This window comes from Pseudomonas sp. QC2, assembly GCF_002859085.1.
In the GTDB taxonomy this organism is placed as follows: domain Bacteria; phylum Pseudomonadota; class Gammaproteobacteria; order Pseudomonadales; family Pseudomonadaceae; genus Aquipseudomonas; species Aquipseudomonas petroselini.
This window is the reverse complement of the sequence record NZ_PKKS01000019.1, coordinates 1-13,325: the sequence shown is the minus strand read 5'-3', so window position 1 is coordinate 13,325 and position 13,325 is coordinate 1. Positions and strand designations below refer to the sequence as shown.

Here is a 13,325-nt window from a genome sequence, read left to right as displayed (position 1 = left end):
ATGTCCCTGTCCAGTGTTTTCAATATTGCCGGCAGTGGCATGAGCGCGCAGACCACGCGCTTGAACACCGTCGCCAGTAACATCGCCAACGCCGAGACCGTGTCTTCGAGCATTGACCAGACCTACCGCGCCCGTCACCCGGTGTTCGCCACCATGTTCCAGGGTGGCCAGAGCGGCGGCAGCGACTCGCTGTTCCAGGACCAAGGTGCCGCAGGCTCCGGCGTGCAGGTACTCGGTGTGGTTGAAGACCAGAGCAATCTGGAGGCCCGCTACGAGCCTAACCACCCGGCGGCCAACGAAAAAGGCTACGTGTACTACCCGAACGTCAACGTGGTCGAGGAAATGGCGGACATGATTTCTGCCAGCCGCTCGTTCCAGACCAATGCGGAAATGATGAACACCGCCAAAACCATGATGCAAAAGGTCCTGACCCTGGGTCAGTGATAAGGGGCGCCAAATAATGGCCATCGTTGATACGAGTAACACCACGGCAGTCCAGGACCTTTTCAATTCCAAGGTCAAGACTGCAACGGACAACAGCAGCGTCGGCGATGCCGCCAAGTCCGCGACGGGCAACCAGTCGCTGGGCAAGGACGCGTTCCTGCAACTGCTCGTGACCCAGCTGAAAAACCAGAACCCGCTGTCGCCTCAGGACAACGGCGCGTTCGTGGCCCAGCTTGCACAGTTCAGTAGCCTGGAAGGCATCAACACCCTGAACGATTCGGTGAATAACATCTCCAGCAACTTCAGCTCCTCGCAAGCGCTGCAGGCGTCGTCGCTGGTAGGGCGGTCGATCATCATCCAGACCGACAAGGCCATGGTCGACACCAGCAAGAGCATGAACGGTTCCGTGGCGGTGACCTCGGCGGTGGGCAACGTCTCCGTCAAGATCACCGACAAAGATGGCACTGTGGTGCGCACCCTCGACATGGGGGCCCAGAGCGCCGGTACCCAAAGCTTCATCTGGGATGGCAAGAACGACAATGGCGAGGTCGCTCCTGCGGGCACCTACACCTTCAATGCCACTACCAAGAACGACAAGGGCGAGGCTGTCGCCCTGGCCACTTCGCTGCCTGCGACGGTAACGAGCGTGACCTTGAGCAAGACCGGCGGCGAGATGCTGCTGAACCTTGCAGGTGGCATGGGCAGCGTCAAGCTGTCGCAAATTCAGACTATCGGTACATAGAGCCGGCTAAATACGGCAGAGGGAGAGAAACATGTCTTTTAATATCGGCCTTAGCGGCCTCTATGCGGCCAACAAACAACTGGACGTGACCGGCAACAACATCGCCAACGTCGCGACCACTGGCTTCAAGTCGTCCCGCGCGGAATTCGCGGACATCTACGCCGCGTCCAAACTGGGCACTGGTCAGAACAGCATCGGCAACGGTGTAAACCTGGCGGCCGTGTCCCAGCAGTTCACCCAAGGTGACGTCAACAACAGCGGCGGCGTGCTGGACATGGCGATCCAGGGCGGTGGCTTCTTCGTCCAGAAGGGCAGCGACGGTTCGCTGGAATACACCCGCAGCGGTGCCTTCCGTGCCGACAAAGATGGCTACGTCACCAACAATACCGGCACGTCGCGCTTGCAAGGCTATGCCGCGGACGAGGACGGCAATATCGTCAAGGGCGGCCTGACCGACCTGCAACTGAACCTGTCGTACCTGCCACCCAAGGCGTCCACCAAGGTGGACTCCACCAGTAACCTGAACTCGTCGGCGCCGGTGATCAACCAGACCACTAATCCGTTTGACCCAAGCGAATCCAGTTCCTTCACCACCCAGAACAGCACCACCTTGTTCGATGCCCAGGGCAACTCCCACGAGATGGTGCAGTACATGGTGAAAACCGACGCCAACGAGTGGAAGGCCTACACGTTGATCGATGGCCGCAACCTGGATGGCACCAAGCCTACAACCACTGGCGCCACAGCGCCCGTGCCGGCAACCTTCAACTTTGACGGTGCCGGTAAGCTGCTGAGCATCGCCGGTGCGGGTGTGACCGGTACCACCCTGACGCTCACCGGCTGGGTACCGGGTAAGGTGACCAACGGTACATGGGCGCCAAACGACGCCACAGCGCCGAATATTGCCGTCAACCTGGGCAACGTCACCCAGTACAACTCGGCCAGCTACCGCAACCCGCCGACCACCGACGGTTACGCCACCGGCCAGATCACCGGCCTGAAAATCGACGGCAACGGCGTGATGTTCGCCACCTTCAGCAACCAGCAGAGCAAGGCCATCGGCCAGATCTCCCTGGCCAGCTTCAACAACGAACAAGGCTTGCAGCCTTCGGGCGGCACAACTTGGAGAGAGACCTTCGCCTCGGGCCAGCCAGGTTATGACACCCCGCAAGCCGGTACCCTGGGTTCGATCGTGGCCAACTCCCTGGAGAACTCCAACGTCAACCTGACCAACGAGCTGGTGGACCTGATCAAGGCCCAGAGCAACTATCAGGCGAACGCCAAGACCATCTCCACCCAGAGCACCATCATGCAGACCATCATTCAGATGACCTGATGCATCAATGCTCTACAAGAAGCCCCTCGTAAGAGGGGCTTTTTTTTGCGTGTAGGAATATAGCCCGCGACACCTAGGGTTACGCGCTGAATTGCCCGGTAAGGAACGCCTATTACCCGTCTTGCCACTGATCGGATCAGAGCCCAGGAGGTTCACCAATCAAGGGGAACGGAGTATGTGGAGTTCAGGCGTTTTTGGGCCAGGTGCTGGGCGGACAGTTCCTTTACCGGGTGTCGTGCGAGGGGATGCCACATCGGTCACGCCCACTGCTGAGGTAACTGCGGTCAAAAAGCTGCTCAACGAAATGTTTGAGGCGCAGCAAACAGGCAAGACGCAGACGGTTCAAGACTCGCGGGATAAATTAAACAAACTGCGCGAGCAAATGGGCGATGAGAAATTCAAGGAAATCCTTAACAAGCTGATCGACGAGGCTGATCAGCAGTTTCTTGAGTTTCTCAAGCGATTGCTGAAAGAGTTGTTCCCTGAGGATGATGAGGGCGTTACTCCGCCTCCGTCTCCGTCTCCGCCATCACCCGGTGGCGGTGGCGGTGGCGGTGGTGGCGGCGGCAGGGTTAATCCGAGCGATTTCGGCGGCAGTGAGCCGATGACCAACAAGCCCTTTACCGAGGGCGCGCGCCACTTTGATTACAAGCCTGACCCTAGCAACCCGGGTAAAAAACCCGGCATGGGCAGAGAAGCTGGCAATATCTGGAGTGGTTTCAAGCAGGGGCCGGACGGTAACTGTGTCACTGTTTCAGCCATAAAGTCGGCAATGATGAAGTTTGGCCAGAAACCTACCGATGTCTTTCAGGAAGTAAAGCAGGCAGGCGATGGTTATGACGTGAAGATGCGGGATGGGTTTGATCTGCATTTGTCAAAGGCTGAATTGAAGCAAGCAGCGAGTTATGCGCAATTTCAAGGTGATGATCCGGCCATGATGACCGACGCTAACTTCATGTACGCGGCGAGTGCCAAGCGCGCACAGATGGAGGGTAATGGCGTTGATGACAACCCCAATGATGCAAAGCGTAGTTTTGCCCACGCGATGCAAAGCCTGAACAATGGCGAAATGGGCTGGGAGGCGCTGGATCGGCTTGGTTTGAAGGGGCTCTACAGACAGTCATCCAGCTCTGAACTCGCAAGCGGTAAGCTAGGGGTCGTGGATTATGGCGGGCATTCAATGGCGGTGATTGGTGGTCACATTGAATTGTGGGGCCAGAAAGGCGGCAGGCCTCAGCAGGGCAATGCTTACGCTTTCATATAGTGGAAAAGAAAAAACCCCGGTAAACCCAATACATCCAGGGTTTATCAGGGGTTTTTTCAATCCCGGGCGTTCAAGCCCAAGAACGACTCAGCTTATTGGCAAGCTTCGCAATCCGGCTCGTCAATGGCGCAGGCCTTTGGCACTGGCGCCGGGCCGGCCGGAGCAGCGAGTACCGAATCGTCACCGTGGTTGCCGCTGGAAACAGCGTTCAACTTACCGGTGTTGATGGTCGACTTCTCGGTGCTGGTGGCGGCCAGGGCACGGAGGTAGTAAGTGGTTTTCAGACCACGGTACCAAGCCATGCGGTAGGTCACGTCCAGCTTCTTGCCCGATGCGCCGGCGATGTACAGGTTCAGCGACTGGGCCTGGTCGATCCACTTCTGACGACGGCTGGCCGCGTCAACGATCCACTTGGTGTCCACTTCGAAAGCGGTCGCGTAGAGCTCTTTGAGCTCTTGCGGGATGCGCTCGATCTGCTGCACGGAACCGTCGTAGTACTTCAGGTCGTTGATCATGACCGAGTCCCACAGGCCGCGGGCTTTCAGATCGCGAACCAGGTACGGGTTGATCACGGTGAATTCGCCCGACAGGTTCGATTTCACATACAGGTTCTGATAGGTCGGTTCGATCGACTGCGATACGCCGGTGATGTTGGCGATGGTCGCGGTCGGCGCGATGGCCATGATGTTGGAGTTACGAATACCTTTTTGTACACGGGCACGTACCGGCGCCCAGTCCAGGGATTCGTTCAGGTCAACGTCGATGTACTTCTGGCCACGTTGCTCGATCAGGATCTGTTGCGAATCCAGCGGCAGGATGCCCTTGGACCACAGTGAACCCTGGAACGTCTCGTAGGCACCGCGCTCATCGGCCAGGTCGCAGGAAGCCTGGATCGCGTAGTAGCTGACCGCTTCCATGGACTTGTCGGCGAACTCGACCGCAGCGTCCGAACCGTAAGGAATGTGCTGCAGGTACAGCGCGTCCTGGAAGCCCATGATGCCCAAGCCGACCGGACGGTGCTTGAAGTTGGAGTTCTGCGCCTGTGGCACCGAGTAGTAGTTGATGTCGATCACGTTATCGAGCATGCGAACGGCGGTGTTGACGGTGCGTTCCAGCTTGGCGGTGTCCAGCTTGCCGTTGACGATGTGGTTCGGCAGGTTGATCGAGCCCAGGTTGCAAACGGCGATCTCGTCCTTGTTGGTGTTCAAGGTGATCTCGGTGCACAGGTTCGAGCTGTGGACCACGCCCACGTGCTGCTGCGGGCTGCGCAGGTTGCACGGGTCTTTGAAGGTCAGCCATGGGTGGCCGGTTTCAAACAGCATGGACAGCATTTTGCGCCACAGGTCTTTAGCCTGGATGGTCTTGAACAGCTTGATCTTGCCTGGGTACTGGGACAGGGCTTCGTAGTACTCGTAGCGTTCTTCGAAGGCCTTGCCGGTCAGGTCGTGCAGGTCCGGCACTTCGGAAGGCGAGAACAGGGTCCACGGGCCGTCATCGAAGACGCGCTTCATGAACAGGTCAGGGATCCAGTTGGCGGTGTTCATGTCGTGGGTACGACGACGGTCATCACCGGTGTTCTTGCGCAGCTCGATGAACTCTTCAATGTCCATGTGCCAGGTTTCCAGGTAGGCACAGACAGCGCCTTTGCGCTTGCCGCCCTGGTTGACCGCAACGGCGGTGTCGTTCACGACTTTCAGGAACGGTACAACGCCCTGGGACTTGCCGTTGGTGCCCTTGATGTACGAACCCAGCGCACGCACCGGCGTCCAGTCGTTGCCCAGGCCACCGGCAAATTTGGAGAGCATGGCGTTGTCGTGGATCGCGTGGTAGATACCCGACAGGTCATCCGGCACGGTGGTCAGGTAGCAGCTGGACAGCTGTGGACGCAGGGTGCCGGCGTTGAACAGGGTCGGGGTCGACGACATGTAGTCGAAGGACGACAGCAGGTTGTAGAACTCGATGGCGCGGTCTTCTTTGTGCTTCTCTTCGATCGCCAGGCCCATGGCCACGCGCATGAAGAACACTTGCGGCAGTTCGAAGCGGATACCGTCCTTGTGGATGAAGTAACGGTCGTACAGGGTTTGCAGGCCCAGGTAAGTGAACTGCTGGTCGCGCTCGTGGTTGATCGCCTTGCCGAGTTTTTCCAGGTCGAAGGTGGCCAGGATCGGGTTCAGTAATTCGAATTCGATACCCTTGGCGATGTAGGCCGGCAGGGCCTTGGCGTACAGGTCAGCCATCTCGTGGTGGGTGGCGCTGTCGGCTACGCCGAGGAAGCCCAGGCCTTCGGCACGCAGGGTGTCCATCAGCAGGCGAGCGGTCACGAACGAGTAGTTCGGCTCACGCTCGACCAGGGTACGGGCGGTCATCACCAGCGCGGTGTTGACGTCGGTCAGGGCCACGCCGTCGTACAGGTTTTTCAGGGTTTCGCGCTGGATCAGGTCACCATCGACTTCTTCCAGGCCTTCGCAGGCCTCGGTGATGATGGTGTTCAGGCGGCCCAGGTCCAGCGGCGCAAACGTGCCGTCGGCCAGGGTAATGCGGATCGACGGGTGAGCCTGTACCGCGGCTTCTTCGGCTGGCGTGCGCACGGCACGTTCCTTGGCGCGCGAGTCACGGTAGATCACGTAGTCGCGGGCAACTTTCTGCTCGCCGGCACGCATCAGGGCCAGTTCGACCTGGTCCTGGATTTCTTCGATGTGGATAGTGCCGCCCGAGGGCATGCGACGCTTGAAGGTCGCGGTGACTTGTTCGGTCAGGCGGGCAACGGTGTCATGGATGCGCGACGAAGCGGCAGCGGTGCCGCCTTCAACTGCAAGAAACGCTTTGGTGATGGCGACGGTGATTTTGTCATCGGTGTAAGGAACGACAGTCCCGTTACGCTTGATCACGCGCAGTTGGCCAGGTGCGGTGGCGGACAGATCCAGGTTCGAATCAGCGGCCTGCGGCACGGAGCCCTGCGGGTTCTCGCGAGTTGTGTCGGTTTGCATGGGGGGTTGTCTCCACGTTCTATATTTATTTGGGCACCATCACGGTGCCCACCGTTCCGTCCTGAAGCATTTACAGCAGGCCTGGGCCTGGCATAACAACTTCGGGACAGGAGGAAGGGAGCTGTTCGCGCCGCTTCCATGCCGAAGTCTTCGGTTCGGGGCTCAAAAGCCCTTGGCCGTATTCCTGGTGGGTGACAGTTGCCAGGTTCAAGCACTGCAACACCCGTACCGTTTTGCGCTGTTGGAGCGTGAAAACGGCTGCCATCCGCGTGAGCGGTTTGGGCTTTCGAAAAATGCTTTGGTTCAACCAAACGAGAGCAAGAAAGGGCTTGAGTTTCTTGTCTGATCTGTGTTTGGTTTTTTCGCTCAAAACCCTACATGTAGGGTTTTTTTTGCGCCGAGCTACAAGATAATGCGTTTTGGGGGGCTTAGCAACGCACTACCTGTGGATAACGCTGTGGGTAAAATGTGTATGAAACGTGGAACACCCGTGTAGGCCGCATTGCTGCTGGATTCGGCCGTTTGTCACCGAATATTCCAAGGTAAAAACAGCTGATTGGATTTTTGAGGGCGCGAACCCTATCACAAAAAAATGCGATCACCGAATGCATTTCCAAGCTTGTGTTCCAGGGTTGCGGCATGGCTACAATCGGTCTTTGTTATGCCTTCCCAACATTACAAATAAGGTGTGGCTGGCGCAGATCAGAATGTGAGCGCAAGCCCCTCCGACAATAGATCGCATGGTTAGGACGACCTTCTTTATAACAATGAGGATCACCCGTGGAGCAAGAAGCCTGGCAGGTATTGATCGTCGAGGATGACGAGCGGCTCGCCGAATTGACCCGCGAGTACCTGGAGAGCAACGGCCTGCAGGTGTCGGTGGAGGGCGATGGGGCCTTGGCGGCGGCGCGGATCATCGCTGAACAGCCGGACTTGGTGATCCTCGACCTGATGCTGCCCGGCGAAGACGGCCTGAGCATCTGCCGCACAGTGCGCGAGCGTTATGACGGCGTGATCCTGATGCTGACCGCGCGCACCGACGACATGGACCAGGTGCTGGGCCTGGACATGGGCGCCGACGACTACGTGTGCAAACCCGTACGCCCGCGCCTGTTGCTGGCGCGCATCCAGGCCCTGCTGCGGCGCAGCGAACCGGCGGAACCGACTGCCGTGGGAAGCCAGCGCCGCCTGCAATTTGGCCCTTTGGTGGTGGACAACGCCCTGCGCGAGGCCTGGCTGAATAATGCCGGCATCGAGCTGACCAGCGCCGAATTCGACTTGCTGTGGCTGTTGGTGGCGAATGCCGGGCGCATCCTGTCCCGCGAAGAAATCTTCATCGCCCTGCGCGGCATCGGTTACGACGGCCAGGACCGTTCCATCGATGTGCGCATCTCGCGTATTCGCCCGAAAATCGGCGACGACCCGATCCACCCGCGCCTGATCAAGACCATCCGCAGCAAAGGCTACCTGTTCGTCCCCGAAGCCGCCGCCGACATGCCGCTGTGAACTCGATCTTCCTGCGCATCTACGGCGGTATGTGCGCGGCGCTGATCCTGGTGGCGCTGCTCGGCGTGCTGGCCCTGCACCTGCTTAACGAGGTGCGCAGCGGCCAATACCGCGAGCGCCTGGCCCACGGCACCTTCGCGTTGATGGGCGATAACCTGCAGCCCATGAGCCCCATCGAGCGCCAACGCGCCCTGGCGGTGTGGGAACGTTTGCTGGGTATCCCGCTGCAATTGCGCCCCCTCGCGGATACGCAACTGGACTCGAGCCAGCGCAACCGCCTGCAACGTGGGCAGGTGCTGGTGGAGCAGACCGGGCCGCATGCCGCACGGGTGCTGCGATGGGTCAGTGATCAGGATCAACTGGTGCTGGAGGGAGAGGTGCAGCAGATCAGCGAGCAACTGGCCCGCGCGACCATCTACCTGCTCGCCGACGAACTGGTGCGCTTCCCGGTGGCGGAACAACCGCAACGCCTGGCAGACATAAAAGAAGCCAAGGGTTTTGGCTTTGACATGCACCTGATGACCCTCGACCAGACTGATATGGATGAAGACCAGCGCCGCCGCGTATCGGAAGGCGACACGGTGATGGCCTTGGGCAAGGGCGGCGATTCGATCCGCGTGTTTGCCGGCATGGTCGGCACGCCGTGGGTGCTGGAAATCGGCCCGTTGTATCAGATGAGTCCTTATCCGGCGCAATGGCTGGTGCTGATTGCCTTGATCGGCCTGACGCTGATCGGTCTGATCGTCTATCTATTAGTGCGTCAGCTTGAACGCCGGTTGCGCGGCCTGGAAGCCGCTGCCACCCGCATCGCCAAGGGCAACTTGGAAGTCCGCGTGCCGGCTCGCGGCGCTGACTCGGTGGGGCGCCTGGCCGCGGCGTTCAACGGCATGGCCGAGCACTTGCAACAGTTGCTGGCGATCCAGCGCGAACTGGTGCGCGCGGTGTCCCATGAGCTGCGCACGCCGGTGGCGCGCTTGCGCTTCGGCCTAGAGATGGTCGGCGATGCCACCACCCCCGAGGCGCGGCGCAAATACCTGGAGGGCATGGACAGCGATATCCAGGACCTTGATGGCCTGGTGGACGAAATGCTGACGTATGCACGTCTGGAGCAAGGCTCGCCGGAGCTGAATTTCCAGCGGGTCGACCTCAATGCGCTGCTCGATCAGGTGATCGGCGAATTATCGCCACTGCGCCCGCAGGTCAACGTGACCCGGGGTATTTGCCTGTCTTCGGTGCATTGGGATGACGCCTGGGTGGATGCCGAGCCGCGTTATCTGCATCGGGCGCTGCAGAACCTGGTGAGCAATGCCATGCGCCATGCCCAGGGGCAGGTGTTGATCAGCTATCAGGTCGGCCAGGTGCGCTGCCGCATCGATGTGGAGGACGACGGCCCCGGCGTGCCGGAAAGTGCCTGGGAGCGCATTTTCACGCCGTTCCTGCGCCTGGATGACAGCCGCACCCGTGCTTCGGGTGGGCATGGCCTGGGGTTGTCGATTGTGCGGCGAATCATTTATTGGCACGGCGGGCGGGCGTTGATCGGCAAGAGCAATAATTTGGGTGGGGCCTGCTTCAGCCTGAGTTGGCCACGGGATCAGGATAAATCCTGATGTCGCTATCGGGAGCAAGCCCCCTCCCTCAGTCGATGGCATCCCAACGCTGGAACTCGGTCGAGTGTGGGAGGGGGGGCTCAGGCGCTGATGGCCACCAGGCTCAACAGCTGAGCTTCATGCAGCGCAAATTGTGCGCTCAGCTGTGTGCCATGGGACCACTCGGCAGACAGGTCCGTCAGCAGGCGCAGGCGCACATGGCCTGCAGCTGACCACTCCACCACCTCGGCATGCTCAAAGTAGAAGCGCTTCTGCACGATCGGGTAGAGCGCCTTGAACAGGCTCTCCTTGGCCGAAAACGTCAGCGTCACCAGCAGCGCATGCTGTTCACGCGGCAGCGAGCCCATGCGGTGCAGCTCATCCGCCGTGAGGATTTCCCCCGCCAACCGCTCCGCCCGCTCCAGGCTCAGCACATTCTCCAGGTCCATCCCCAGCCCGCGCCATTGCGCCTTGTGCGCGACGATCGCGGCGGCATGCCCGGTGCTGTGGGTGATAGAGCCGCAGATATGTGCGGGCCACACCGGTGCGCGGTCTTCACCGATCGCGGGGATGTAGTTGAGGTGATCGAGTTGTTGCAGCGCCGCGCGGGCGCACAGACGGCCGGCCAGGAACTCGGCCTGACGCTTGGCCACTGAGCGCTGGATACTGGCCGGCGGCGGTACGGCGCTGCGCTGGAAGTCGCCTGCCGTTAATAAGGCAGGGTCGAAGCGGGTGCTGAGCAATACCGTGCCCGGCAAGGGCTCAGGCAGGGGCCAGTGGGCGTCGAGTGGGGTGCAGCAAGCGGGTAGGGGATTCATGGGCCGGTATTTTGCCGAGTTCAAACGCTTGCGGATAGCCCGCTGCGGTTCAGGTGAGGTTCAGAGCCTGTTCAGGGGGAGTTCAGGGGCGCCTGCGTAGTCTGGGCTGCAACAGCCAAACGCGTAGAGGTAACACCATGACTGCGATCAAAAAGCTGATGTTGGCGTTAACCATGCTCAGTGCCACCGCCGGGGTCCAGGCCTCGGACGGCGCCTTTGCCGCATTCGGACGTGAGAAAACCAAGAAAGCCAGCGCGCTGATCCAGCGTGTCAGCTTCGAAGACGCCGGCAGCCAACCCACGCCTTGGGGCCAGTCCCTGGGCCTTGCAACCCCGCAGCCGGACTACCGCGCCGGCTATGAACACCTGACCGGCCAGTTCAATGGTATTAAACTGCGCCCGCAAGACCTGCAGGGCCGCTATGATATCCCTCTGTCGGACAGTTGATTTGCCTTGGAGAGCCTTATGAAATTGCTGGTGGTGGAAGATGAGGCGCTGCTGCGTCATCACCTGTTGACCCGCCTGACCGACAGCGGGCATGTGGTCGAGGCCGTGGCCAATGCCGAAGAGGCCCTGTACCAGACCGGCCAGTTCAACCATGACTTGGCGATCATCGACCTGGGCCTGCCCGGCATGGGCGGCCTGGACCTGATCCGCCAGTTGCGTACCCAGGCCAAGACCTTCCCGATCCTGATCCTCACCGCGCGCGGCAACTGGCAGGACAAGGTCGAAGGCCTGGCGGCCGGCGCCGACGACTACGTGGTCAAGCCGTTCCAGTTCGAAGAGCTGGAGGCGCGCATGAACGCCTTGCTGCGTCGTTCCAGTGGCTTTACCCAGTCGACCATCGTTGCCGGGCCTTTGCTGCTGGACCTCAACCGCAAGCAGGCGTCCCTTGACGAACAGCCCTTGGCGTTGACGGCCTACGAATACCGCATCCTCGAATACCTGATGCGTCATCACCAGCAAGTGGTCGCCAAGGACCGCTTGATGGAACAGCTCTACCCCGATGACGACGAGCGCGATCCGAATGTCATTGAAGTGCTGGTCGGCCGCCTGCGTCGCAAGCTGGAAGGCCCGGGCGGGTTCAAACCGATCGACACCGTGCGTGGCCTGGGCTACCTGTTCAATGAGCGCTGCCGTTGATTCGCTCGCTACGCGTGCGCTTGATGCTGGCGGCCGCCACCCTGGCCGTGTTGTTTATGCTCGGGTTGTTGCCGGCCATGCAGGGCGCGTTCAGCCTGGCGCTGCAAGACTCCATCGAGCAACGCCTGGCGTCGGATGTCACCACCCTGATCTCTGCCGCGCGGGTCGAAAACAACCGCCTGCTGATGCCGGCGCAGTTGCCGGACGAGCGCTTCAACCTGACCGATAGCCGTCTGCTGGGCTATATCTACGACCGTGAAGGTCATCTGGTATGGCGTTCGCGGGCGACCAAGGAAGAAAATATCAACTACAAGCCGCGCTACGACGGGCGCGGCAATGAATTTGCGCGGATTCGCGAGGCCAACGGCCAGGAATTCTTCGTGTATGACGTCGAGGTCAGGCTGCTCGGTGGCAAGAGCGCGGCCTTCAGCATCGTCGCCCTGCAACCGGTGCGCGAATACCAACTGACCCTCGAAGGCCTGCGCGAAAACCTCTACCTGGGCTTCGGCGCAGCGCTGCTGGTGCTGCTGACCTTGTTATGGCTGGGCCTGACCTGGGGCCTGCAAGCGCTGCGGCGGCTGAGCCAGGAACTCGACCAGATCGAAGGCGGCACGCGCGAAAGCCTCTCCGAGCAACACCCCCGCGAACTGCTGCGTCTCACCGGCTCTCTCAACCGCCTGCTGCACAGCGAGCGTGAGCAACGGACGCGCTACCGCGATTCCCTCGACGACTTGGCCCACAGCCTGAAAACCCCGCTGGCGGTCTTGCAGGGGGTGAGCGAAGACATGGCCCAGCGTCCTGAAGATCGCGATCAGGCCTGGGTGCTGCAATCGCAGATCGAGCGCATGAGCCAGCAGATCAGCTACCAGTTGCAGCGGGCCAGCCTGCGCAAAAGCGGGCTGGTGCGCCATCAGGTACGCCTGGCGCCGGTGCTGCAAAGCCTGTGCGATACGCTGGACAAGGTCTACCGCGATAAACGCGTCACGGTGTCTTTTGAGTTGCCGGAAGAATGCGATGTGCCGATCGAGAAGGGCGCCTTGCTGGAGTTGCTCGGCAACCTGCTGGAAAACGCCTACCGCCTGTGCCTGAGTGAGGTGCGCATCAGTCTGGTGGAAAGCCTGGAAGGCACCGAATTGTGCATTGAGGATGATGGCCCTGGGGTTCCGCCGGATCAGCGTGCGCGGATTCTGCAAAGGGGTGAACGGCTGGATCGCCAGCATCCGGGGCAGGGGATTGGCTTGGCGGTGGTCAAGGATATTATTGAAAGTTATGGCGCGCGGTTGACCTTGGGCGATTCGCCGTTGGGCGGCGCCGCGTTCAAGATTCACTTCCCCGCTTTGTGATCTTTACTGGTTTTACAGGCCTCATCGGGGGCAAGCTGAACTGGTCAAGTAATCTTGGACACCGATTACGGTTCACGCCGCCAACCTTTCCTTCACGACCGGCGACCTGTAGTCGTTATAGCTGTGAGGCCTGCTGATGTTGTAGCGCGAGACATAG

The 13,325-nt window shown here is 60.3% G+C and carries 11 protein-coding genes; 9 read left to right on the top strand and 2 right to left on the bottom strand.

Annotated elements, in window-relative coordinates; genetic code table 11:
- The 4 genes from flgC (at window position 1) to QCBJ_RS17950 (ending at window position 3,786) form a co-directional block, all read left to right on the top strand.
- Window positions 1–444, top strand: a complete 444-nt coding sequence (flgC, locus tag QCBJ_RS17965) for a flagellar basal body rod protein FlgC (RefSeq protein WP_015885456.1) — start codon at window positions 1–3, stop codon at window positions 442–444.
- 16 nt (window positions 445–460) lie between these two features.
- On the top strand, window positions 461–1,186 hold the full coding sequence (flgD, locus tag QCBJ_RS17960) for a flagellar hook assembly protein FlgD (protein ID WP_093545481.1): 726 nt from the start codon (window positions 461–463) through the stop codon (window positions 1,184–1,186).
- A 31-nt stretch (window positions 1,187–1,217) separates the two neighbouring features.
- Window positions 1,218–2,522, top strand: a complete 1,305-nt coding sequence (gene flgE, locus QCBJ_RS17955; protein ID WP_102061274.1) for a flagellar hook protein FlgE — start codon at window positions 1,218–1,220, stop codon at window positions 2,520–2,522.
- A 304-nt stretch (window positions 2,523–2,826) separates the two neighbouring features.
- On the top strand, window positions 2,827–3,786 hold the full coding sequence (locus QCBJ_RS17950; RefSeq protein ID WP_102061335.1) for a hypothetical protein: 960 nt from the start codon (window positions 2,827–2,829) through the stop codon (window positions 3,784–3,786).
- A gap of 92 nt (window positions 3,787–3,878) precedes the next feature.
- Here the strand turns inward: QCBJ_RS17950 and QCBJ_RS17945 are convergent, their stop codons facing one another.
- Window positions 3,879–6,773 (bottom strand): ribonucleoside-diphosphate reductase subunit alpha, encoded by a 2,895-nt coding sequence (locus tag QCBJ_RS17945; protein ID WP_015885452.1) that lies wholly within the window; start codon window positions 6,771–6,773, stop codon window positions 3,879–3,881.
- Between the two features lie 780 nt (window positions 6,774–7,553).
- Here QCBJ_RS17945 and QCBJ_RS17940 point away from each other — a divergent pair.
- Window positions 7,554–8,279, top strand: coding sequence for a response regulator (locus tag QCBJ_RS17940; RefSeq protein WP_015885450.1), 726 nt, complete (start codon window positions 7,554–7,556; stop codon window positions 8,277–8,279).
- A complete protein-coding gene (locus QCBJ_RS17935; RefSeq protein WP_015885449.1) occupies window positions 8,276–9,886 on the top strand; it encodes an ATP-binding protein in 1,611 nt (536 codons plus the stop codon). Before QCBJ_RS17940 ends, QCBJ_RS17935 begins: the two co-directional genes overlap by 4 nt.
- An 80-nt stretch (window positions 9,887–9,966) precedes the next feature.
- On the opposite strand, the gene QCBJ_RS17930 is transcribed toward QCBJ_RS17935, so the two are convergent.
- The gene (locus QCBJ_RS17930; protein ID WP_102061273.1) at window positions 9,967–10,683 is read right to left on the bottom strand and encodes a 4'-phosphopantetheinyl transferase; all 717 of its coding nucleotides are present in this window, start codon (window positions 10,681–10,683) and stop codon (window positions 9,967–9,969) included.
- 137 nt (window positions 10,684–10,820) lie between these two features.
- Here QCBJ_RS17930 and QCBJ_RS17925 point away from each other — a divergent pair, with 137 nt between their 5' ends.
- From QCBJ_RS17925 to QCBJ_RS17915, 3 genes are read left to right on the top strand one after another with little or no spacing between them, the layout of a single operon-like run.
- Window positions 10,821–11,129, top strand: a complete 309-nt coding sequence (locus QCBJ_RS17925; RefSeq protein ID WP_043205769.1) for a hypothetical protein — start codon at window positions 10,821–10,823, stop codon at window positions 11,127–11,129.
- An 18-nt stretch (window positions 11,130–11,147) separates the two neighbouring features.
- Entirely contained in the window at window positions 11,148–11,825 is a 678-nt protein-coding gene (locus tag QCBJ_RS17920; RefSeq protein WP_015885446.1) for a response regulator transcription factor, read from the top strand.
- Complete coding sequence (locus QCBJ_RS17915) at window positions 11,822–13,168, top strand: ATP-binding protein (RefSeq protein ID WP_046035648.1); 1,347 nt, start codon at window positions 11,822–11,824, stop codon at window positions 13,166–13,168. Before QCBJ_RS17920 ends, QCBJ_RS17915 begins: the two co-directional genes overlap by 4 nt.
- The last annotated feature ends 157 nt before the right edge of the window (window positions 13,169–13,325 follow it).

Coding starts and splice junctions, on each gene's coding strand:
- QCBJ_RS17950 (WP_102061335.1), top strand. CDS start 2,827: ATGTTTGAGGCGCAGCAAACAGGCAAGACGCAGACGGTTCAAGACTCG.
- flgD (WP_093545481.1), top strand. CDS start 461: ATGGCCATCGTTGATACGAGTAACACCACGGCAGTCCAGGACCTTTTC.
- flgC (WP_015885456.1), top strand. CDS start 1: ATGTCCCTGTCCAGTGTTTTCAATATTGCCGGCAGTGGCATGAGCGCG.
- QCBJ_RS17930 (WP_102061273.1), bottom strand. CDS start 10,683: ATGAATCCCCTACCCGCTTGCTGCACCCCACTCGACGCCCACTGGCCC.
- QCBJ_RS17925 (WP_043205769.1), top strand. CDS start 10,821: ATGACTGCGATCAAAAAGCTGATGTTGGCGTTAACCATGCTCAGTGCC.
- flgE (WP_102061274.1), top strand. CDS start 1,218: ATGTCTTTTAATATCGGCCTTAGCGGCCTCTATGCGGCCAACAAACAA.
- QCBJ_RS17920 (WP_015885446.1), top strand. CDS start 11,148: ATGAAATTGCTGGTGGTGGAAGATGAGGCGCTGCTGCGTCATCACCTG.
- QCBJ_RS17945 (WP_015885452.1), bottom strand. CDS start 6,773: ATGCAAACCGACACAACTCGCGAGAACCCGCAGGGCTCCGTGCCGCAG.